At 47.5% G+C, this 22,707-nt stretch carries 22 protein-coding genes; 5 read left to right on the top strand and 17 right to left on the bottom strand.

Annotation, left to right across the window (positions count from 1 at the left end):
• Positions 1 to 6: 6 nt before the first annotated feature.
• The 4 genes from ribD to rpiB all read right to left on the bottom strand — a co-directional run bounded on the left by ribD (position 7) and on the right by rpiB (position 3,414).
• Positions 7 to 1,086 (bottom strand): riboflavin biosynthesis protein RibD, encoded by a 1,080-nt coding sequence (ribD, locus tag CMM32_01235; GenBank protein MBT05533.1) that lies wholly within the window; start codon positions 1,084 to 1,086, stop codon positions 7 to 9.
• A 19-nt stretch (positions 1,087 to 1,105) separates the two neighbouring features.
• Positions 1,106 to 1,564, bottom strand: coding sequence for a transcriptional regulator NrdR (locus tag CMM32_01230; GenBank protein MBT05532.1), 459 nt, complete (start codon positions 1,562 to 1,564; stop codon positions 1,106 to 1,108).
• A gap of 19 nt (positions 1,565 to 1,583) precedes the next feature.
• Entirely contained in the window at positions 1,584 to 2,894 is a 1,311-nt protein-coding gene (gene glyA, locus CMM32_01225) for a serine hydroxymethyltransferase (GenBank protein ID MBT05531.1), read from the bottom strand.
• A gap of 55 nt (positions 2,895 to 2,949) precedes the next feature.
• Complete coding sequence (rpiB, locus tag CMM32_01220; GenBank protein MBT05530.1) at positions 2,950 to 3,414, bottom strand: ribose 5-phosphate isomerase B; 465 nt, start codon at positions 3,412 to 3,414, stop codon at positions 2,950 to 2,952.
• 359 nt (positions 3,415 to 3,773) lie between these two features.
• Here rpiB and CMM32_01215 point away from each other — a divergent pair, with 359 nt between their 5' ends.
• Positions 3,774 to 4,196 (top strand): transcriptional regulator, encoded by a 423-nt coding sequence (locus CMM32_01215; protein ID MBT05529.1) that lies wholly within the window; start codon positions 3,774 to 3,776, stop codon positions 4,194 to 4,196.
• Between the two features lie 21 nt (positions 4,197 to 4,217).
• On the opposite strand, the gene CMM32_01210 is transcribed toward CMM32_01215, so the two are convergent.
• The 10 genes from CMM32_01210 to CMM32_01165 all read right to left on the bottom strand — a co-directional run bounded on the left by CMM32_01210 (position 4,218) and on the right by CMM32_01165 (position 13,813).
• The gene (locus CMM32_01210; GenBank protein ID MBT05528.1) at positions 4,218 to 5,327 is read right to left on the bottom strand and encodes a branched chain amino acid ABC transporter substrate-binding protein; all 1,110 of its coding nucleotides are present in this window, start codon (positions 5,325 to 5,327) and stop codon (positions 4,218 to 4,220) included.
• A gap of 139 nt (positions 5,328 to 5,466) precedes the next feature.
• On the bottom strand, positions 5,467 to 5,817 hold the full coding sequence (locus tag CMM32_01205; protein MBT05527.1) for a hypothetical protein: 351 nt from the start codon (positions 5,815 to 5,817) through the stop codon (positions 5,467 to 5,469).
• Positions 5,817 to 6,539 carry an ABC transporter ATP-binding protein gene (locus CMM32_01200; GenBank protein MBT05526.1) on the bottom strand — a complete coding sequence of 241 codons (723 nt, stop codon included), beginning with the start codon at positions 6,537 to 6,539 and terminating at the stop codon, positions 5,817 to 5,819. The genes CMM32_01205 and CMM32_01200 overlap by 1 nt, the downstream gene beginning before the upstream one ends.
• Positions 6,540 to 7,367, bottom strand: coding sequence for an ABC transporter ATP-binding protein (locus CMM32_01195; GenBank protein MBT05525.1), 828 nt, complete (start codon positions 7,365 to 7,367; stop codon positions 6,540 to 6,542).
• Between the two features lie 2 nt (positions 7,368 to 7,369).
• On the bottom strand, positions 7,370 to 8,650 hold the full coding sequence (locus CMM32_01190) for a branched-chain amino acid ABC transporter permease (GenBank protein ID MBT05524.1): 1,281 nt from the start codon (positions 8,648 to 8,650) through the stop codon (positions 7,370 to 7,372).
• A gap of 21 nt (positions 8,651 to 8,671) precedes the next feature.
• The gene (locus CMM32_01185) at positions 8,672 to 9,586 is read right to left on the bottom strand and encodes a branched-chain amino acid ABC transporter permease LivH (protein MBT05523.1); all 915 of its coding nucleotides are present in this window, start codon (positions 9,584 to 9,586) and stop codon (positions 8,672 to 8,674) included.
• Between the two features lie 121 nt (positions 9,587 to 9,707).
• Positions 9,708 to 10,928 (bottom strand): 5-aminolevulinate synthase, encoded by a 1,221-nt coding sequence (hemA, locus tag CMM32_01180; GenBank protein MBT05522.1) that lies wholly within the window; start codon positions 10,926 to 10,928, stop codon positions 9,708 to 9,710.
• A 111-nt stretch (positions 10,929 to 11,039) separates the two neighbouring features.
• A complete protein-coding gene (locus tag CMM32_01175) occupies positions 11,040 to 12,104 on the bottom strand; it encodes a 2-ketogluconate reductase (GenBank protein ID MBT05521.1) in 1,065 nt (354 codons plus the stop codon).
• Between the two features lie 106 nt (positions 12,105 to 12,210).
• Positions 12,211 to 13,062, bottom strand: coding sequence for a 2-hydroxyhepta-2,4-diene-1,7-dioate isomerase (locus CMM32_01170; GenBank protein ID MBT05520.1), 852 nt, complete (start codon positions 13,060 to 13,062; stop codon positions 12,211 to 12,213).
• A gap of 25 nt (positions 13,063 to 13,087) precedes the next feature.
• The gene (locus CMM32_01165) at positions 13,088 to 13,813 is read right to left on the bottom strand and encodes an NAD(P)-dependent oxidoreductase (protein MBT05519.1); all 726 of its coding nucleotides are present in this window, start codon (positions 13,811 to 13,813) and stop codon (positions 13,088 to 13,090) included.
• Between the two features lie 264 nt (positions 13,814 to 14,077).
• On the opposite strand from CMM32_01165, the gene CMM32_01160 reads away from it, so the two are divergent.
• The 4 genes from CMM32_01160 to CMM32_01145 all read left to right on the top strand — a co-directional run bounded on the left by CMM32_01160 (position 14,078) and on the right by CMM32_01145 (position 19,654).
• Entirely contained in the window at positions 14,078 to 15,595 is a 1,518-nt protein-coding gene (locus CMM32_01160) for a galactonate dehydratase (GenBank protein ID MBT05518.1), read from the top strand.
• A 34-nt stretch (positions 15,596 to 15,629) separates the two neighbouring features.
• The gene (locus tag CMM32_01155) at positions 15,630 to 16,778 is read left to right on the top strand and encodes an aspartate aminotransferase (GenBank protein MBT05517.1); all 1,149 of its coding nucleotides are present in this window, start codon (positions 15,630 to 15,632) and stop codon (positions 16,776 to 16,778) included.
• A gap of 22 nt (positions 16,779 to 16,800) precedes the next feature.
• Positions 16,801 to 17,742, top strand: coding sequence for a threonylcarbamoyl-AMP synthase (locus CMM32_01150; GenBank protein MBT05516.1), 942 nt, complete (start codon positions 16,801 to 16,803; stop codon positions 17,740 to 17,742).
• 130 nt (positions 17,743 to 17,872) lie between these two features.
• Entirely contained in the window at positions 17,873 to 19,654 is a 1,782-nt protein-coding gene (locus tag CMM32_01145; GenBank protein MBT05515.1) for an acyl-CoA dehydrogenase, read from the top strand.
• Positions 19,655 to 19,700: 46 nt separating this feature from the next.
• On the opposite strand, the gene CMM32_01140 is transcribed toward CMM32_01145, so the two are convergent.
• From CMM32_01140 to CMM32_01130, 3 genes are read right to left on the bottom strand one after another with little or no spacing between them, the layout of a single operon-like run.
• A complete protein-coding gene (locus CMM32_01140; protein ID MBT05514.1) occupies positions 19,701 to 20,711 on the bottom strand; it encodes an NADP-dependent oxidoreductase in 1,011 nt (336 codons plus the stop codon).
• A gap of 20 nt (positions 20,712 to 20,731) precedes the next feature.
• A complete protein-coding gene (locus tag CMM32_01135; protein MBT05513.1) occupies positions 20,732 to 21,571 on the bottom strand; it encodes an acyl-CoA dehydrogenase in 840 nt (279 codons plus the stop codon).
• The gene (locus CMM32_01130; protein ID MBT05512.1) at positions 21,564 to 22,700 is read right to left on the bottom strand and encodes a carnitine dehydratase; all 1,137 of its coding nucleotides are present in this window, start codon (positions 22,698 to 22,700) and stop codon (positions 21,564 to 21,566) included. Before CMM32_01130 ends, CMM32_01135 begins: the two co-directional genes overlap by 8 nt.
• Positions 22,701 to 22,707 lie beyond the last annotated feature (7 nt).

Below are 22,707 nucleotides of genomic sequence, written 5' to 3'. Positions count from 1 at the left end.
GCGCACCTAGTCCTCATGAACGAAGCATTCTAGCGTATCTTCTCCCAACTGCTCCCAGGAGACACGTCTCCATCGTCGTACCATTTCCAGGTCATCCAGACCCAGGGCGCCTATGGCTCGTACCCCATCCTCTCCAATAATCCTAGGAGCACGAAACCAGCTTACCCTGGCTACTAATTCTGCCCGCATCAGCGACGTGATAATTTTCTGACCACCTTCTACTAGTACACGAGTGATACCTCTACGAGCCAACTCGGACATAATTTCACCCATTCGTAACATGCCGTCTTCGCCTTTCTTAACTCTCAATACAGTAACCCCTGCCTTCTCAAAAGGTGATGATCGGATGGCTTTAGTTTCAGTTGCAGTTATGATCCAAGTGGGCACCTCCAAAGCAGTCGCGACGAGGTGGGCATCCAATGGTAAAGACAAATGAGTATCAAGAACCACCCGAACCGGGGATCTACCCCGCATACCAGGCAACCTGCAAGTGAGATGGGGGTTATCTTGCCGGGCGGTCTGCGCACCAATCATAATAGCATCATGCTCTGCCCTCATTAAATGAGCCCGCGCCCGCGCCGTCGGGCCAGTGATCCACTTACTATTCCCGGAACGAGTAGCTATGCAACCATCCATTGAGGTAGCCAGCTTGATCGTTGTCATGGGCACGCTTTTAATTACACGCGATAGAAAACCCGAGTTCAAGTCCTCAGCTTTCTCACTCAACAGCCCTACCTCGACGCTAATACCTGCAGCTTTTAAGCGCTCAACACCCCTTCCCGAAACCCGGGGGTCCGGATCTAGAATCGCCACCACACACCGGGTTACACCGGCATCGATCAATGCCTCAACACAAGGTGGGGNATTACCATGATGGGCGCACGGCTCTAAGGTCACATATGCTGTTAAGGGTGTTAGTTTCTTGGGCAGTCTCCTTAAGGCTTCAGTTTCCGCATGCGGCCTTCCACCAGGTTGTGTCCACCCACGGGCAACAATCTTGCCTGAACAAACGAGTAAACAACCGACTGCCGGGTTTGGCCATACTTGGCCCAACCCGCGCTCCGCCAAGCGCAGTGCCAACGCCATAAATTTTTGATCAAACGCGTTAATCTTTGTCACTCTGGAGTTCATCTATGAACTCCTCGAAATCCTTCGTTTCCCTAAAATTTCTATAAACAGAAGCGAAGCGCACATATGCTATAGAATCGAGGTGAGACAAGCCATCCATTATTAGCTCGCCTATGGTGGTGCTTGAAACATCGCTCTCGCCCGAAGTCTCTAGTCGCCTCACAATGCCATTAACCATCCGTTCAATTTCTTCTGGTTTCACAGGTCTTTTGCGGGTTGCTATGCTAACCGAACGCATCAACTTTTCCCGGTCGAATGGCGATCTACTTTTATCACGCTTAATAACAGTAAGCTCACGGAGCTGAACTCGTTCGAAGGTGGTAAAACGCGACCCACAACTTGAGCAAGAACGTCGCCGCCGAATTGCTGATTGATCTTGACTTGGACGAGAGTCTTTGACCTGGGTATCTTCAAAACCGCAAAATGGACACCGCACTATACCTACTCCCCGCTAGCTACATTTTGTTGTTTTCAGAATACAAGGGAAACTGTTCACATAGATTCATAACCCTCGCCTTAACAGCTTTCTCAACATCAGTGTTTTCACCTTNTTGCCCTCGCGAACCGCATAAGCCATCAAGAACATCTCCGATTAGTTCTCCAATAAGTCTAAATTCATCATTTCCGAAACCCCTTGTCGTACCTGCGGGAGTCCCCAACCGAACTCCCGATGTCACGGACGGGGTTTCAGGGTCGAATGGAACAGCATTCTTGTTGCAGGTAATGCCAGCTCTCTCCAGACTCTTTTCAACAACATCCCCTGTAAGACCTTTCAACCTCAGATCCACAAGCAAGAGATGAGTATCAGTTCCACCCGTAACTAACTCGACGCCCCTCTCTTGTAGGGTTTTCCCCAATACTCGTGCATTAGAGACTACGGCCTCAGAGTAGATCTTGAAAGACGGGTCCAACGCTTCCTTAAAAGCCACCGCTTTCGCAGCNATTACATGCATCAATGGCCCTCCTTGCAATCCAGGAAACACTGCCGAATCAATTTTTTTGCCTAGTTTATCGTCGTTGCATAGAACCATCCCGCCCCGCGGACCTCGTAAGGTTTTATGAGTGGTCGTTGTAACAATATGGGCATAAGGAAATGGATCAGGATGGACTCCAGAAGCAACTAAACCAGCAAAATGTGCCATATCAACCATCAATATAGCATCCACAGAATCGGCGATTTCCCTTAACCGATCGAACTCAATGATTCGGGGATAAGCTGAACCACCGCCTATAATTAACCGGGGCCTACTGTCATGCGCTGCTCTCGCAAGTTCATCGTAATCGATCCGTCCATCCGTCTNCGTCACCCCATATTGAACGGGGGTGAACCACCTCCCAGACTGATTTGGGCGCGCGCCGTGGGTCAAATGCCCCCCAGCAGCCAAAGACATACCCATAATGGTATCGCCTGGCTTGATTACAGCCATCATTGCAGCTTGGTTGGCCTGACTGCCAGAGTGCGGCTGTACATTGGCGAACTCACATCCAAAAAGCGTTTTAGCTCGTTCTATGGCTGCAGTTTCCGCTATGTCAACTGATTCACATCCACCATAATAGCGGCGGCCGGGATAGCCTTCGGCATACTTATTGGTCATTACAGAGCCTTGGGCCTCCAGAACGGCCCTGCTAACCACATTCTCTGATGCTATGAGTTCGACACCCTCATTTAGCCTACGACGCTCATCCGCAATAGCAACGTAGATAGTTGGGTCTTCCTGAGCAAGACTGCTCTGTGAAAGAGAGCTATCTGATTTGGTAACTGGCATTCTACTCCCTACACTCTTCATCAAATTAAACTACAAACCATCTATAAAAATATTTTTATATGTTACTATTACCACTCTTATCTATGAGCTCGATTCGCCGCGCATGTCGGCCACCCTCAAAACCAGTTTCAAAGAAAACATCAAGACATTGTATTGCGACCGGTTCCTCCATCACTCGCGCTCCCAAAACCAAGATATTTGCGTCATTATGTCTCCGAGCCAATTCGGCTACATCAGGACTACAACAAACNGCCGCACGAACCCCCGGAGTCCGATTAAGAACAATACTCATACCAACACCCGTCCCGCAGATAGCCACCCCCCGCACCGCCTCTCCAGCAATTAATGCTGAAGCAAGTCTCCCTGCATACACCGGGTAATCCACGGAGTTGTCGTCCATAGGCCCCAAATCTAGGACACCAAGACCATAAGACCTAATTTTCCGATCAAGAACCGCCTTCAAGCCAAAGCCAGCATGGTCAGAAGCAATCGCAACAATTTTGTTAGGGCTTAAATCCATTATCAATCAGCACGTCTTCTATTTCAGCGCATAGAGCCGAAGTGTCAATCCTCGTGTACCAATGTAAACATACTACATACGGCAAGATGCGATAGAAGTTAACCCCAAATGTTGTACATACTCACCAATACTTAAGTAATTAAATGCATCTTGAACCCCCAATAGCAAGCTCACTAAGCCTAAAGGAGCCCAACCTTATGCGCGCCCGTCTTCAATTATATCATTTACAAATTTATTACTTAGATATTCATAGTAAAAGCACCTATTAATGAAATAATTTTTGTTAATTACTATTGACACCATGTATTACTTCTGCCAACAGTAATAATTATCTTAGATTACTTTATGGTAGTGATAGAATGGATCAACAGTCGCCAAGTATAGAATCTGATACAAAGTCACTCTTGGCCATGGCATCGGAAATTGTATCAGCCTATTTGCGCCACAACTCTCTCCCGGCTGGGCGGGTCCCTGAATTCATCCATGCGGTGCACAAGAGCCTGGCTGAAATAGATAAAAAGCCGCTGCAGGAAGAAGAAAGTGCTTTGAGACCCGCTGTTCCCATTCGCCGCTCCGTCACCCCCGACCACGTGATCTGCTTAGAGGACGGGAAAAAGCTTAAAATGCTAAAACGTCATTTGAGAACTACGTACAATATGAGCCCTGACGAATACCGAGCTAAATGGAAGTTACCATCGGATTATCCTATGGTTGCTCCCAATTATGCAGCTCGAAGATCAGAATATGCGAAGCAAAGTGGCTTGGGATTAAAACAAAAATAATAGAGCGAATGAGTTGAGATACTACATTTCAGTATAGCCGTATTTACCATCACTCCATTCATAGAATACGTAGCCAGGAGCATTAACGTCGCCCTTCATATCAAAGCCTATATCGCCAAAAACAGTTCCAAATACCTCTGACTGTAATTTCNCTATAAGAGCATCAACCGCTGTCGACCCAGCCATTTCTGCGGCCTGAGCAAAAACTTGTATGGCGGCGTATGTGTATAGGGTGTAACCCTCGGGCTTAAATCCCTGAGACTTAAACCGCTCAACCACTTCAGCTGCCTCCGGGTTTTTACTTGGATCAGGGCTAAACGAAAATAGGGTTCCTTCCCCCGCCTCTCCAGTGATTGACCAAAATTCCTCGGTCACCAAGGCATCACCCGAAACTAAACGCGCGGAAAGCCCCTGTGCACGCGCTTGCCGAACAATAAGGCCCGCCTCGGTGTGATAACCACCTAAATAAATAATATCAACACTGGCAGCTTTCAGCTTACTGACCAGAGCTGAATAGTCCTTCTCACCTGCTGTATAAGCCTCATAAAGGACTGATTCTACTCCGCGAGCTTTGAGCTCCTTCTGGGTCTCATCAGCTAACCCCTTACCATAAGCCGTCTTGTCGTGAAGAACAGCTATCCTACTTCCCGGAAATTTCTCGGCCAGAAATTGCCCCGCAACCTGCCCTTGCTGATCATCCCGACCGCAAGTTCGAAAAACATTGTCGAAACCGCGCTCGGTTAGCAATGGGTTAGTCGACGCCGGAGAAATTTGCAAAATTCCCTCCTCATAATACACTTCAGAAGCTGGAATAGAGGTGCTTGAACAAAAGTGCCCGGCCATAAAGACCACACCTTTATTCGCCATTTGATTTGCAACAGCTACGGCCTGTTTAGCTTCACAAGCATCGTCACCTACCTCCAACACGAGCTTCCTCCCAAGAACACCACCCGCCTCATTAAGGTCTGCTACTGCCATTTCAGCNCCGCGGAGCATCTGTTGACCAAATATTGCATATTGCCCAGTAATGGGGCCTGCCACGGCGATAGTAATATCATTGGCATTCACTGAACTCCGGGTGATAGCCGAGATCAAAATAGTTAAAACCGCTGCGGCCACATAAAAAGTCATCTTCATTGGTCGTGCTCCTGTATAGGCCTATTCTTTACGTTAAGGCTAGTAACCAGCCGGGATTTCCACAATAGATAAACACTAGCGACATAATATGAGCTTTTTGTCGCAGTGCAAACTACAAGAACTAATTTGCTAACTAGGGAACCTTTATTTTATTTATGTACGTCACCCATGTTGTCCGCTGATAGATCCAAGGATACTGATTTACAAGCATTGATACGAAATATAACCGGTATGCCGATAAACCAATACATAAGATGGCACAGGTCCCTCCTATATATTGGAGGACGGATAATAATTCGCCTTCAAATAGGGCAAAAACCAAAAAGCGATCAACTAACCCCAGCAATAAAGAATAAGGCACCACCCACCAGACTGACCTCCAAGTCTTGGCCAGGGCGCGGCCCATAAGGAACGCCGCACCTCCTATAAAGGGAATTGTAAAAAGCAAAAAGATCAAAAAATAGTGTTGAAAAGCTGACTGCATCAGCCCGAAACGCAGCTAGCGCCACCTAGGTAGGCACCCTGAATATCTGCGTCCGATAACAACTCCTCCCCAGTCCCCTGGGCCAAGATTTTTCCATTTGCTAAAATGTAACCGCGATGGGAAAGCCGCAGGGACTGATGAACATTCTGTTCGACTAACAAAACGGTGACACCTTGTTCGCGGTTTATTTGCTTGATCACATCAAATATTCTCATAGCGATTATTGGAGCAAGCCCAAGCGAGGGCTCATCGAGTAACAGTAAACGTGGCCGGCCCATCAAAGCCCTACCAATCGCCAACATCTGCTGTTCTCCTCCAGAGAGAGTGCCTGCTCTTTGTTCCCTTCGTTCCTCTAAAATAGGGAAGAGCTCGAAGACCATGTTGATGTCAGCTGCAAAATTTCCAGGGGAACCAACAACACCACCCATTTGCAAGTTTTCATAAACCGTCATGCGAGAGAACACTCTCCGTCCCTCTGGTGCGTGACTTAGGCCCAGACGAACAATCTCAAATGTTGGATGATTAGTGATATCCTGTTTACCAAACTTAATGTTCCCAGTTCGCGCCCTAGGCGAGCCGCAAATAGTCATTAGAGTAGTCGACTTTCCAGCTCCATTAGCTCCAACCATAGTAACGATTTCACCTTCTTCCACACGCAAACTTATATGGTTCAGGGCCTGTATTTTTCCGTAGAAGGCACTCACCCCATCAAGCACTAACATTTATCTACGACCCTCCAATTCCGATGGCAGAGATCCCCCACCTGGCTCACCGAGATAAGCGTTTATTACCTTTGGATTCTCGCTCACAACTTTGGGAGACCCAGAAGCAATTTTCTGTCCGTGATCAAGAACTACTACTTGATCAGAGATCTTCATAACCACGTCCATATCGTGCTCTATTAATAGGATTCCAATTCCGTACTCATCTCGTATACCACAAAGAAGTGAATTAAGGTCACCAGACTCTTGGCTATTCAAACCGGCCGCAGGCTCATCAAGACATAATAATGCTGGCTTAGAACACATTGCACGGGCTACCTCTAATCTTCGCTGATCGCCATAAGGGAGATCTCCAGCAGCTTTGTCAGCAGCCCCATTCAAACCGATTTGGTCCAGCCATTCAGAAGCAATTCCAATTGCAAGCTCTTCTTGCTTTTTGTACCTCCGAGACCCCAACAAACCCCCAATCGACCACATTGAAGCCCTCATTAATTCATTGTGTTGCGCTACAATCAGATTTTCTAAGACCGACATGGCTGGGAAAAGTCTAATATTCTGGAATGTCCGAGCAACACCTGCTCTAGCAATCCGAAAGTCATCCATCCTTTCCAAATACACTTCATTTTGACCCGGAACGGACAGCCTCAAACGGCCAACAGTAGGTTTATAAAACCCCGTCAAGCAATTAAATACGGTGGTTTTCCCAGCTCCATTCGGTCCAATAATGGCAGTAATCTCCTGATTTTTAGCTGCTAAGCTAAGATCATTGATAGCGGTCAAACCACCAAATTGCATAGTTAAATGCTCGACCTCTAATAAATTTCTCATACTCATTTTGAGTCTGAANCTGACAAAACAACAGTTGGTCTNCGATGCGACATAAGNCCTCGCGGTCTCCAAAGCATAACTAAGACCATCGCCATACCAAAAAAGAGCATACGATACTCCGAAAATTCGCGAAGAAACTCCGGCAAAAGGACTATCGCCGACGCAGCAAAAACTACCCCAATCTGGCTGCCCATTCCCCCCAGCACCACTATCGCCAGGATTATAGCGGATTCAATGAATGTAAAGCTCTCAGGGCTTATAAATCCGTTACGGCTAGCAAAAAAAGCTCCAGCAAAGCCCCCAAACATTGCACCTAAGGCGAAGGCAGATAATTTAGTATTGACCGGATTAATCCCCAACGAACGGCAAGCAATTTCATCCTCACGAAGAGCTTCCCAGGCTCGACCAATAGGCAATTTCCTAATTCGAAGCACAAAAAGATTTGTAAGGAGCGCTAATGCCAAAATCACGTAATAAAGGAAAATAATCCGATGATCCCCAGAGAAATTAATATCAAAATAATGGTGAAAGCTCTGTTCGTCCGAGGCTCTTCTCGTAAACTCAAGTCCAAACAGCGTAGGCCGCGGAATCCCCGCTATTCCGTTAGGCCCACCAGAAAACTCCACCCAGTTTGTGAGAACAACTCTGATAATTTCACCAAAACCTAGAGTTACTATCGCGAGGTAATCGCCTCGTAACCTAAGAACAGGATACCCCAACAATACGCCAAACATAGCCGCTATGGCTCCTGCAACAGGAAGGCTTCCCCAAAATGACCAGTCGTGAACCGTGCCCAATAAAGCAAAGGTATATGCCCCAACCGCGTAAAAAGCGACATAGCCCAAATCTAGTAACCCTGCGAGACCCACTACAATATTCAGACCCCATCCTAACATCACGTAAATTAGAACAAGTGTAGCTAAGTCAACTATTCGACGATCAACCTCCGGTAGAAAAGGTAAAATAAAAAGAAGGCCAATTAAGATAACCAAGAAAGGAGTGGATTCCCTCGGACTAACACGCTTTAATTTTCTTAACCAATATTCCTCGATTCCACTAAAATTGATCTGACGCCATAGGATTAAGATTGCTCTGCCAATAAAGACTATAATCACTGCAATCAACAAATAACCCCATCTAAAATTCCAATCTAACCCTTCGGTAGCATTGAAGGTCCGGAATCCAATCAAAGGCAAAGCCAAAACAAAAGCCGATGCAGAAATCAAGAAACATTCTTTGAACACAGAGTATATATTAAAATGCTTGCGCTGAATGTTATTCACAATGACACTTCTTTTTTGCCCTTAGACTTTTTCTATCTCTGGACGTCCTAGTAAACCCGAAGGTAAAAAAATTAGAACCAATATAAGAATTCCAAATGAAGCAACGTCTTTATATTCAACGGAAAAGTAACCCGCCCAGAACCCCTCAACCAAGCCTAACAGCATGCCACCCAACATTGCTCCTGGNACCGAGCCTATACCCCCAAGAACCGCAGCAGTAAAAGCCTTGAGCCCTGCAATAAACCCCATAAAAAAATCGATCACCCCGTAATACAGGGTGACCATTAATCCCGCCACGGCCGCCAATAAGGCTCCCATGACAAAGGTAAGAGAGATAGTCTTATCCACATCCACTCCTAGAAGGGCCGCCATACCACGGTCCTGCTCGCAAGCCCTTTGCGCCCTCCCCAACCCAGTCCTGCTGATGAGATTTGAAAATAAAACCATAAGAGAGGTGGTTATCACTAAAATTAATATTTGTACGTAACTTATAGTGACTGAAAAATTTTCCTGGGAGTATACCTGAAAGCCACCCTGCATAAGGGGTTGCAAGACCTTCACTCCTGCGCCTTGAGTTAGCAGCACATAGTTTTGCAAAGCCAGTGACATCCCGATTGCAGAGATTAGCGCAGCNAGTCTTTGCGAACCCCTGAGGGGGCGATAGGCAATCCTCTCCACTGCCCAGCCGTAAGCAGAGGTAAAGACCATTGCTAAGAGGAGTACCAAAATAAGTGCCAAGGGCAACCAAGTTACGCCCAATACACCTAAAATTGTAAACGCCAAAACTGACAAAAACGCACCTATCATGAAGATCTCACCATGTGCAAAATTGATCATTCCAATAATGCCATAGACCATGGTGTAACCAATGGCGATCAACCCATAAATGCTTCCAAGTGTAATTCCATTAATTAGTTGTTGGAGAAAATATGCCATCGATAGTTTCCTGGTAATGTTCCTTCGGTGAACAGACTCTTTTGAATACGTAAAGAGAGACTTTCTACGCCCACAACCTCAATATACGCTTTATTGCAGATAGGTTGAAGCAGCAAAAGCCTCAGGCCGCTGCAGCTCTCTTTATACTTAAGCGCTCAAACACATCCTTCAGCGCNTTCAATAAATGATCCATCATATCGTCCGTATGTAGCGGCGTAGGCGTGATTCGCAAACGCTCGGTACCCTTTGGGACAGTGGGATAATTGATAGGTTGAACATATACCCCATGTAAATCCAGCAACATATCACTAGCTCTTTTGCATAAAACGGGGTCGCCTACCATTACCGGGATTATGTGACTAGGATTCTCCAGGAATGGGATAACCTCTTCGCGCAACTTGGCTTTAAGAGTAGATACCCTTTCTTGATGTTGCTCTCGCTCAATTTGGCTTTGTTTAAGGTGCGAAACTGAGGCCAAAGCCCCGGCAACTATTGCGGGCGGCAAAGATGTAGTGAAAATAAACCCAGATGCAAAGGACCTAATTATATCGCAAATGTCGGCAGTACTAGCAATGTACCCGCCCATGACACCAAATGCCTTTGCGAGTGTCCCTTCGATGATATCCAACTGGTCCATCAAACCTTCCTGTTCGGCAACTCCCCCACCCTTGGAGCCATACATGCCAACAGCGTGCACCTCATCCAGATAAGTCATAGCCCCGAAACGCTTCGCTACCTCACATAGTTCTCTTATTGGAGCTATATCACCATCCATAGAGTAGACAGACTCAAAGGCNACAATCTTTGGACTTTCCGGGTCCAATTTCGATAAATGTTGTTCCAGATCCATCGGATCATTGTGCTTAAATATTATCTTGGGTGATCGGCTATTCCGCACCCCCGAGATCATGGATGCGTGGTTCAACTCATCTGATAAAAGGACGCAACCTGGCAGCATTGCTCCCAGCGTCCCTAANGTTGCCTCGTTAGATATATAACCAGAAGTAAACAATAAAGCCGCCTCTTTTTCATGGAGGTCTGCAAGTTCCCGCTCTAACAAAACGTGATAGTGGGTAGTGCCAGAAATATTACGGGTTCCACCTGAACCTGCACCGGCCTCCCGGATGGCCGTGGTCATAGACCCTCTGACCAATTCATTCTGGCCCATCCCCAGGTAATCGTTACTACACCAAACAACAACATCGCGCGCAGCACCATCATGATCATAAAAAGAGGCATGAGGGAAAGCTCCCGCATGCCGTTTGAGATCCGCAAAGACCCGGTAACGCCCCTCAGAACGCAGATCTTTAAGCCTGTTCTTAAAAAAAACTGAGTACTCCATCAGAAAGTCTTTTACCATGTCCCGTTTGTGATCGCCACATATGTTAGGCCTAACAATAGGCTTGGAAGTCTAGGGCCAAACACGAGTATCCATATTGGAGAAGATATTTGATTAACGGTTTGGCCCTCGCGTTTGCGGATAGGGCTGCCAGCGAACCAATTCGGTCCTCGGAAGCACCCCAGGATTGACAGCGCTACGAGGCCAACGTCCGGTCAAAACCGTTGCAATTTCCCTTCCCATCCGCCTCAAAGCCTCGGGGCGCATCCGATCCGATGCCGAAGCAACATGTGGAGAACAAATTACATTATTCATCCGCACCAGAGGATTATTGGATTCTGGCGTCACGGGTTCGACTTCAAATACATCTAATGCTGCGCCAGCAATTTCTGAATTCTCTAAGGCCGCAATCAAGGCAGCTTCATCCACCGTTGGACCACGTCCATTGTTTACAAAAATCGCAGATGTCTTCATAGAGGAAAAATGCTTTGTTGTAAGCATGTGACGGGTTTCATCATTCAGAGGAGCATGCATAGAAACAAAATCCGACCGCTGTAGTAAGCGAGTTAAACTGGTTTCCGGNTCTACATCTACTGAACTCATCTCCAATTCTGACAAATAGGGATCATAAGCNATGACATGCAAGCCAAATGCATGGCAGCGCCGAGCCACAGCTTTTGCCACATTCCCAAAAGATATGAGACCAATAGTTTGCCCCCATAATCTTGGGAACTCTGATAATAACTCTCGGCCTTTCGCCCATTCACCCTCTACTGTCATTCGATGCATCTCAGGCAATCTACGAAAAGCTGCCAGAAGCATCGCCATAGTGTGATCCGCTACTTCTTCAATAAAAATATCAGGAACATTGGTCACGACAATTCCATTTTTTGTTGCGGCATCAACGTCTACGGTATCCGCGCCAACCGAACCAAGACCAATGACGCTACACTTATCAAGACCAGAAATTATCTCGGCAGTAATGCGCCTATTATGGCCAATTACTGCATCCGCATCCTTAGCTTGGGCAACAAATTCCTCAGATGTGGACGCTGCAACTTCCACTATCTCCGCTCCTATTGGATCGAGGGCCTCTCTCTCCATTTCATAGGCGTTTTTTCCAAACAAACTCCCGTCCGGCGGACGCTGCACAACTACTTTGAATTTTCCCTCAGGCATCTTCATAACCCCTTCTCTCCAGCAATGCAGCCGCCAACTAGTTTCTTTGGCGACCACACCCTAATATTTCTCTATCACACCTATACTTAAGTTACCTGGATAAAGCTTAAATTTTGTTCCAAGCCACCATCTTTTGCGTTTGCTGCCCTAGTCCCTCTACACCTAGGGTGACCACATCGCCGACTTTCAAAAACTTGGGGGGCTTCATGCCACTCCCAACGCCGGGTGGGGTTCCAGTTGAAATAACATCACCTGGATTCAGTGACATGAACTTACTAGTATAGCTAATCAGTGTAGCGACATCGAAAATCATCGTTTTAGTGCTACCATCTTGCATTCTCTGCCCGTTTACATCGAGCCACAAGTTTCGTCTTTGTGGGTTAGGAATCTCATCCTTGGTAACCAGCCAAGGTCCTATTGGACCAAAAGTATCACAGCCCTTTCCCTTATCCCAGGTTCCTCCGCGCTCGATCTGATACTCTCGCTCCGATACNTCATTACAAATGGTATANCCAGCAACATNTTTAAGGGCATCNTTTTTGGAAACGTGNTGGGCTNTAGTTCCNATNACCACNCCNAANTCAACTTCCCANTCAGTTTTCTTAGAGCCCCTTGGGATCGCAACATTATCGTTNGGTCCGTTNAANGCACTATTAGCCTTCAGGAAAATAATNGGTTCNTTNGGNATAGGGCTTCCNGTCTCTTTNGCNTGGTCCACATAATTCAACCCAATACANACGATCTTACCNGGTCCATTCCANGGAACGCCAAAGCGNGGCCTNCCCTTAACCAANGGAAGNCGTTTGGCATTTANCCTATCCAATTTNGCTATNCCTTTCGGAGAAAGTNTATCNGGAGTGATATCCGATAGCNTNCCNCTCAAATCCCTGAGCTTACCNTCNTCATCTATNAGGCCTGGNTTNTCCCGGCCNATACGTCCATACCGCACCAACTTCATNTATCAATCCTCTCTACAAATATTNCTANAAACACATTCCACCATCTACAACCATTGTTTGCCCNGTCACAAAGTNAGCTGANTCCGACGCAAGATAAACNACCATCTCAACCAACTCTTCAGCTGTGGCCAAACGACCCATGGGTTGACGTTCCACAAACATTTTTCGTGCCTCCTTAGGGTCTTCGAAGGCATTAATCCGATCTTGCAATGACGGCGTATCCACCGTCCCCGGGCAAAGGGCGTTGCAAGTAATGCCCTTTGAAACGTAATCAGCGGCCACGGATTTGGTAAGACCTATAACAGCGGCTTTAGATGCCGAATATGCAGCCCGATCCGGCACACCTTTGACCGAAGAAGCAACCGAGGCCATATTTATAATTTTCCCCCCTCCGACAGCCACCATACCAGGCAGATACGTTTGAATTGTCCTAAACATGGACCTTACATTAAGGTTAAAGGCAAAGTCCCAGTCCTCCAGCGAACATTCCAAAACATTTCCGACAGGCACGTGCCCAGCACAGTTAAACAATATATCAACATTGCCTGTTCGCTCATAGGCTGCGGCTATTTGGTCGGCATCCAAAACATCCAAGCCAAAACATTCCGCATCCCCAAGTCCAGCCAATTTATCTGGATCCAGATCCGTTGCATAAACGCGGGCTCCCTCCCGCAGAAATGCTTCTACGGCAGCCCGCCCCATACCCTGACCAGCGGCGGTCACAAAAGCAGACTTATTCTTTAATCTCATAAGCTACTAAATCCCATATTTTGGTTGACACTCGTTATATACCCCAAAGCCTATACTTAATCATAGCAGAATTATGAATATAGCTCCCCGAAATGATTGCCTCCTCTCTCAAACACACGCAGNACTACCACAACAAAATCAATCTGCTAAAAAACGTTGCCGCTGGCGCATCAGCTGTGGATTGCGCTATCCATAGTTTCCCACTAATGTGTCACGCCTGCACGAGATAAAGGGGAGGGGGGNGAGACGCCAATGTCTTCAAGTATGATAGAAACTATTCGTCTACACGGATCTGACAACGTAGTTACCGCAAAAGTAACTATCCCAAAAAAAACAAAGATTTCGGAAGAAGACCTAATAACGTCCAATGAAATTCCTGTTGGACATAAAGTAGCGACCTCAGATATTGCAACTGGGCAACCCATTCGCAAATACGACCAAATTATAGGGTTCGCGACCTCCGATATTAAGGCGGGAGACCATGTCCACACTCAAAATGTTGAAATGCAGTCTTTTGACCGGGACTATAAATTTGGAGTGGATGCTAAACCAACTGATTACGTACCAGAACCGGAACGTGCTACCTTTCAAGGCATAAAACGACCTGATGGAAGCGTCGCAACCCGAAACTATTTGGGAGTGATGACTTCCGTTAACTGTTCTGCCACTGCAGCACGAATGATCGCGGATGCCTTCACGGAGGAAGAGCTTCAGAATTACCCTAATGTTGACGGTGTTGTTGCATACACTCATGGCACCGGCTGTGGACAGGCTGCGTCGGGACTAGGGTGGGATTTTCTCCAAGCTACAATCAATGGCTATAAGGGCCACCCCAACTTTGCGGGCATGCTAATGGTGGGATTAGGCTGCGAGGTAAACCAAGTCGCCGGAATGATGGAAAGGCACGATTGGCAACAGGATGATGCCTTCCAAGCCATGACCATTCAAGACGTGGGTGGAACGATGGCAACGGTAAGAGAAGGAGTGGCGCGACTGAAAGAAATGTTACCCATAGCAGATAAGGCCACACGCCAGACCCTCCCAGCAAGCTATCTAAAACTTGGCCTTGAATGCGGTGGATCGGACGCTTATTCCGGAATTTCTGCAAACCCCTCTCTAGGTGCCGCTGCAGATTTACTCGTTCGGAACGGAGGCACGGCGATCCTAGCTGAAACTCCAGAAATATACGGAGCTGAGCATTTATTAACCCGCCGAGCGGAAAATCGCGCTGTTGGGGAGAAACTTGTTGATTTTATAAAATGGTGGGAAGAATACACAGCAAAGAATGGTGCTGAAATGAATAACAATCCTTCCCCTGGAAATAAGGCGGGGGGGTTAACTACAATACTAGAGAAATCCCTGGGCGCTGCGGCTAAGGGAGGCACGACCAATCTTGTGGATGTATACCAATATGCAGAACAAGTAACGGCGCAGGGTTTCACCTTTATGAACACCCCAGGATACGATGTAGCCTCTATCACAGGCATGGTTGCCGGCGGAGCTAACATCGTTTGCTTTACCACAGGTCGCGGATCTGTCTTTGGCTGCAAGCCAGTCCCGAGCATCAAACTAGCCTCAAATGGTGCCATGTTTGAGCACATGTCTGAGGATATGGATATTAATTGTGGCCCGGTAGTTGACGGCGAAGCAACTGTCGCCGAAATGGGTGAACAAATCTTTAATGTGATTTTGGATATCGCTTCGGGCCGGCAATCTAAAAGTGAAGCGCTTGGTTTTGGAAGTGATGAGTTTGTGCCATGGCAAATCGGAGCGGTAATGTAGCGTGACAACAACCAAAAATGGTGCACCAGAGCTCTTGATCCGACCTACAATAAGGGACTTAGAGGTTTCTCCGATACGAGAAATCGCCCATCTAGGGATGCAACAGNCAGATGTGATCCCATTATGGTTTGGGGAGCCTGACCTTCCGACTCCTGATTTCATAATCAAGGCATCAGACAAGGCCCTTCGTGAAGGGCATACATTTTACACTCCCAATCGGGGAATCCCGGAACTTATAACCAGCCTTAGCTCCTATATGAGTTCACTATATGGCCGCATCATAAGTGAGAAACGGATAATCGTCACATCTGCTGCAATGAACGGCATGATGATGCTGTCAGAAACCATAATTAATCCGGGCGANAATATAGTTGCCGTAACTCCTGTATGGCCAAATTTCTTTCGGTGCATAGAAATAATGGGTGGTGAAGTCCGAATGAACCCTCTCTCTCCACGTGAGGACGGTTGGAACTTAGAATTGGATAAATTGCTTGAGATCTGTGATCATAGAACTCAGGCGATTTACGTTAATAGCCCTAATAACCCCACTGGCTGGGTAATGAGCCACGCTGAAATGGAAGCACTGCTTGAATTTTGTCGCAGGAAACATATCTGGATTATATCCGACGAGGTTTATGCCAGAGTTATCTATGATAAACATTACGCGCCGTCCTTCCTAGAAGTTGCCGAACCAGATGATCTAGTCATGATTGTGAATAGTTTTTCGAAATCCTGGGCGATGACAGGATGGCGCCTCGGTTGGATAACCGGACCACCGACCCTAATTCCAATCCTGGAAAAACTTACGGAGTATAATGTGGCATCTCCTCCTACGGCATCGCAGCATGCCGGCATAACCGCCGTTGAAGAGGGTGAGAAGTTTATGAAAGACATGGTACAAAAGTATAAGCTAGCAAGGGACACCATCCAGCAGCGCTTGGGCAGCATGTCACGCGTCACCATGCCTAGACCAGATGCAGCCTTCTACGCGTTTTTCCGGATTGAGGGTGTTGCAGACAGCCGCATCTTTGCCAAAAAACTACTCGAGGAAACCAACGTTGGGTTAGCTCCAGGTATTGCCTTTGGTGAAGGTGGAGAAGAATACTTCCGCATCTGCTATGCAAAGTCGCCCGAAATTTTAAGTTTGGCCCTGGATCGTTTAGAGCCGANCCTTAACCAATAACCCAAAAATTCGAGCACTAAACATTCCNCCAATAAAAAAAATAACAGCCAAAAGTCTAACTGAAGCCGCTGATCTTATTCGCCGCGGCGAACTCGTTGCGTTCCCNACGGAGACCGTCTACGGATTGGGTGCCGACGCATGCAACGACACGGCCGTTGCAAAAATTTTTGAGGCTAAGGGACGTCCAACATTTAACCCGTTAATTATCCATGTGAAAAATCAGACGGCTGCCGAGCAACACGCCATCTTCAACACTTTGGCAAAAAAAATAGCAGCCAAATTTTGGCCTGGAGCTCTATCCTTGGTATTACCAAAAAGTAGACACTCAGAAGTTTCCGCACTCGCTACCGCTGGCCTAGATACTATAGCCCTTAGGAACCCAACTCATCCTGCAGCGCTTGCCTTACTCGACCAACTTGAGCGGCCCATTGCCGCACCCAGTGCAAACCCATCTGGCCTCCTAAGCCCAACTACTGCAGAACACGCAGCACAATTTTTGGGCTCCACCGTTTCTTTAGTGCTGGATGGCGGCCCCTGCCCCATCGGAGTTGAGTCAACTATTATCGACCTAACATCAAAGATCCCTGTTTTGCTCCGGCCAGGTGGCGTGACGGTGGAAACAATAAAACCTGCTACCGGGGCATTGGACCCATCCGACAAAGATAAGATAGTAGCTCCGGGTATGTTGAAAAGCCACTACTCTCCCAAGACACCAATACGGATGAATGCAACACATTGTGTTGCCGGAGAAGCTCTACTGGCGTTTGGTCCGAAACCACTAGTAGGCAGCAAATATCAAGAAAATCTAAGCCCAAGTGGAAACCTAATTGAAGCAGCAGGAAATCTATTCTGTATGCTGCATCGCCTCGACGACACCCACTCGTCTGGCATAGCAGTAATGCCAATTCCAAGCGAAGGCTTAGGACTAGCCATAAATGATCGCTTGCAGCGAGCGTGCTCGTAAAGCCACTTCAGAAGTACCTATTTAAGAAAAAAGCCAAAATGGTTGCCCCTTGCGTATCACGATAATAAATGAAACATTCGCTCCTTTATGATCGATTTAAGCCTACGAATTTTTCTTGCCGGAGTGATTTATGCCCGATAAATACCGAGCCCCTGTCGAAGATATGAGCTTCGTCCTAAATGATATGCTTGATTTNGAACGTGTCTGCGCGATGGAAGCATTTAGCGAAGCAACGCCCGATTTGGTTTCCCATGTGCTCAAAGGTGCCGCAAAATTTGCCGAGGATGCTGTCGCACCGCTAAACCAGGCCGGCGATAAGCAAGGAGCACGCCTGGAAAATGGGGTAGTACGAATGCCGGACGGCTTTGTCGAGTGCCACAAACAGTATGTAGAATCAGGCTGGGCATCGATTACCGGTGAATCCAAATATGGAGGCCAAAACCTTCCTTGGACCGTCGGCATAGCAGTAAGTGAAATGTGGCAAGCCGCAAACATGGCCCTGGCCAACGCCTGGATGCTCACACAGGGGGCGATAGAGGCAATTCAAGTTCACGGCACACCTGAGCAAAAAGCCACATATCTTCCTAAACTAATTTCTGGTGAGTGGTCAGGCACGATGAACCTTACAGAGCCTAACGCCGGCTCTGACGTGGGAGCTCTGAAAACAAAAGCGATACCAGAAGACGGAGCTTGGCGTATTTCTGGGACCAAAATATTTATTACCCATGGTGACCAGGACATGACCGAGAATGTTATTCACCTCGTTCTCGCCCGAACCCCAGGAGCACCCGAAGGCACCAAAGGAATATCTCTTTTTATTGTGCCCAAATTTAATGTAGATCAAACGGGGAAACTTGGCACAAGAAACGACCTCAGGGTAGTATCTCTGGAACATAAGCTTGGACACATGGCCAGCCCAACGGCAGTAATGTCCTATGGTGACAATGAAGGGGCCACTGGTTTTTTGCTAGGTGAAGAAAATCAGGGAATGGCCTGTATGTTCACGATGATGAATAACGCCCGATTAAATGTNGCGGTACAGGGATTAGCAATCGCTGAACGATCATATCAAGCAGCTCGGCTTTGGGCCAAGGAACGAGTCCAGGGAAATGATATATCGGGAAAATCCCGAGAAAAGATTGCCATCGTTCAACACCCGGATGTGAGACGGATGCTCATGGATATGAGGTGTCAGACGGAGGCAATAAGAGCGTTATGCTACTCCGTGGCTGAGGCTATTGATTTAGCCGAAAAGCATCCGGACCCAGAGACCAGAGAGAATTATCGAGGCTATCTCGAATTAATGACCCCTGTGGCGAAAGCCTGGAGCACAGATCAAGGTTTTGAGATTGCCTCAACTGGGATCCAAGTACATGGTGGAATGGGTTACATTGAAGAAACAGGGGCAGCCCAATATCTTCGGGATGCTCGTATCACCATGATTTACGAAGGAACCAATGGTATACAAGCACTAGACCTAGTGCGCCGCAAACTTCCAAGAGAAATCGCCGCCACCAATCGGCTTTTCGACCAAATGCAAGAAACAATCCAGAAGATGCTGAAAAGCGATGACATAAGCCTCACCGCAACTGCAAATCAAATCAATACTGCTCTTGATGCGCTCCAAGAAGCAACTCAATGGATCCGCACAACTGTCTCCAGCAAACCAGAAGTAGCCGCCTCTGGGGCAACGCTGTATTGTAAAATGTTTGGTTTTGTTGCCGCAGGTTGGCTTTTAGGGAAAAGTGCTCTTCAGGCTAATTCGAATTTCGAAAATAAGAATTTCGGCAACAAGAAAAAAATGACCGCTCAGTTTTTTGCTGAACAACACCTTGGTCCAGCAGCTGCGCTACTGGCCCCCATTATCTCAGCAGGGACTACAACCCTTTCCCTTAATCCTGAGGAAATTTAGTTAGGAAAAATGCTCCCCGAACTACGAACTAGCTGACCTGGCTGATTTATAACTCCAAGGTTCGGCCCTCGATGGGATAAGCTGGGTCAGAAAACCCAGGGGTTGAGGGATGTCCCTGAGGTACGAGGCTATCAACGAAATCCTCATCCTCTTGGGTCCAGGTATGTTTGGATATCCCAAGATATGATTTCATCTGAGACAAAGTGCGAGGGCCCACAATCACTGAAGTGATTGCGCTATTAGCCAACACCCAATTAACAGCAAAGTGCACGGGCTCTATACCGCGGNCGCTTGAGTATTCTAGTATTTTTTGCGCTATGTCCAGAGACTCCGGCCTATACTCGGTCTGCATCATCCGTCTATCTTTACGTGCCGCCCTGCTTCCCGCTTTGGGCTTGTTCCCAGGCAAATATTTACCACTTAAAACCCCTCGGGCTATCGGACTATACGGCACAACACCTATCCCATGGTGCCGACATACAGGCAAAACTTCGACCTCAGGCATCCGGTTCAGGGCATTATAATAAGGTTGACTGACTATTGGCTTTGGGACACCTAGTTCGTCGCACAACCGAATTACTTCAGAATGGCGCCACGCCCGAAAATTACTTAAACCAAAATAGCGGATTTTTCCCGCAGTTATAGCATCTCCAATTGCTCTTAAAGATTCTTCAAGGTCGGCAGCGTGATCTTCGCGGTGAAAGTAATAAACATCGATGTAGTCAGTATCCAGCCGCTTCAGGGATTGATCTAATTCATACAAAATCCATCTTCTACTGAGCCCACCTTGATTTTGCCCTGGTTGGCCGAACTCACTTCCTACCTTCGTCGCCAAAACCCAGTGATCGCGCTCCCTTCGAATGATTTTTCCGGTAATGATCTCAGATTTTCCCTTAGTGTAAACATCGGCCGTATCTATAAAATTAATCCCTGCTTCTTTGGCNGCTGAAACAATATTTGCAGAGTTTTTCTCTGAGGTTTGATCGCCAAACATCATGGCGCCAAGACACAGACGAGACACACTAACTCCACTTTTGCCAAGAATACGTTGTTCCATCTGCTACCTCCTTAAAACCACTACTTAAATACTATATCTACCGTCATTGCCACGAAACCTTCCGGATCCAACGCCCACATTTGGACACCAGACTCAATTTGCGAGCCCTGAACTACAAGCTTATTACCTGCAAACAAAGGTCGATGAGCCCTTACTACTGCAGTCTCAAAAAGCTCTTCAGGGTACCTTTCCCTAGCTGACTCCATGAGCAGGGTCGCCGTCAGCGGTCCATGCACAACGAGTCCTGGATAACCCTCCACGTCGCGCACATACGGCATGTCATAATGGATGCGGTGACCATTAAAAGTCAGTGCTGAATACCGAAATAATAATACAGCATCTGGAACGACTTCTTTACTCCAATCCGCCGGGCTGGTTGGAACCTGACCTGGCGGACTTTGGTTCTCCCCATTAGCAGCAGGCCTGTACACAATGTCATGCTCTTCTTCCATCGCAAGGGCCTCATGCTCAAAATAACTATGCCTAATGGTTACCAATGCTAGTTTTCCTGACCTTCCCTCCTTACTTCTGATAGACAAAATTTCGGACTCGCGCCGCAGCTCTTGTCCTATCGGAATTGGCCCAAAAAATCTCAATCGATTCCCACCCCACATTCTCCGCGGCAATTCCACCGGAGGCAAAAAATCTCCCCGTGGAGCATGCCCATCAGGTGACAAGACTGAATGCCTGGCCATCTCTGGAAAAAACATCCAATGCCAACCGGGGGGCAGGGGATCACCAGCTTGTGGGGTTAACTCATAATCTAACATGGCTGACATACCTACAGATTGGCGCAGTGAAACAAGCTCCGTATTTTGCTCGGTTCTACCCACCCAATCCTGTAAATTTACGTCATTCATCGATGAGCTCCTCCTCCAACTCTGCACGAATGGCCGAATTATGCTGGCCTATTCCGGGAACACCCCTGTAACGCCTTTCTCCATCACTAAACTCAACTGGCGGAGCAATCAAACTAACCTCTCCCGCTGAAGTGCCATACTTTATTGTCCTAAGCTGCGGGTGCTGCACTAAATCCTCTGTCTCATTAAGGGCTCCACAAGCTATACCAGCTTTGCGCAACTGCTCCATCAACTCCCGCCTTGGCCAGCGGGCAAAACTATCCTTTACCACCTCATCAAGATCGGTTCTATTAAGTCCCCGCTTAAAAGGTGAGTCAAACCGACTGTCTTTCTCCAACTCTGGTCGCTCAAAAACTTCTCGACATAGGCGGCTCCACTCCCTCTCATTCTGGATTGACAGCAACACTAGCTTGCCATCAGCAGCGGGATAGGCTCCATAAGGCGCTATCGAGGGATGATGCAATCCATGCCTACCTAGGGGCGACCCGGTATATGTCTGATAAAGATAGGGAACATTCATCCAGTCCGCCATGCCTGCAAACAGAGAGACCTTTACACCAACACCCCGTCCCGTTTTCTCCCTCGAATACAAGGCCTCTAAAATTCCGCTGTAAGCATTAAGGCCGGCCGCAATATCACAGACGGAGACGCCCACACGACCCGGTGCCTCCTCNGTTCCAGTGATGGAACACAATCCGGTTTCCGCCTGGACCAATAAGTCATAGGCCTTCATATCGGCGTAGGAGCCCGTGTCCCCGTAACCTGAGATGTCACACGTGATAAGCCTNGAATACCTCTCTCTCAATGAGGATGAAGCAAACCCAGCACGAGCTGCTGCCCCAGGGAGAAGGTTCTGAATAAAAATGTCGGCCTTAGCCAGGAGTTTGTTGAGAAGACCAGCATCTTCTCGATCTTTTATGTTCAATACCAAAGACTCTTTCCCGCGGTTCAGCCAAACAAAATATGCGCTTTCCCCCTCAACCACACTATCATAATTCCTTGCAAAATCTCCGCCTTCTCTTTCGATCTTTATTACCCGGGCCCCGGCATCGGCTAACCTTGACGAACATAGAGGTGCGGCAACCGCTTGCTCCAAAGAAACCACCAATAAGTTTTCCAGTGTGGGCACTTTTTAC

The sequence above is a fragment of the Rhodospirillaceae bacterium genome (assembly GCA_002728255.1).
Classification (GTDB): Bacteria; Pseudomonadota; Alphaproteobacteria; order UBA7887; family UBA7887.
Note: the sequence above shows the minus strand (reverse complement) of the source record. Positions and strands in the feature narration are given on the sequence as shown.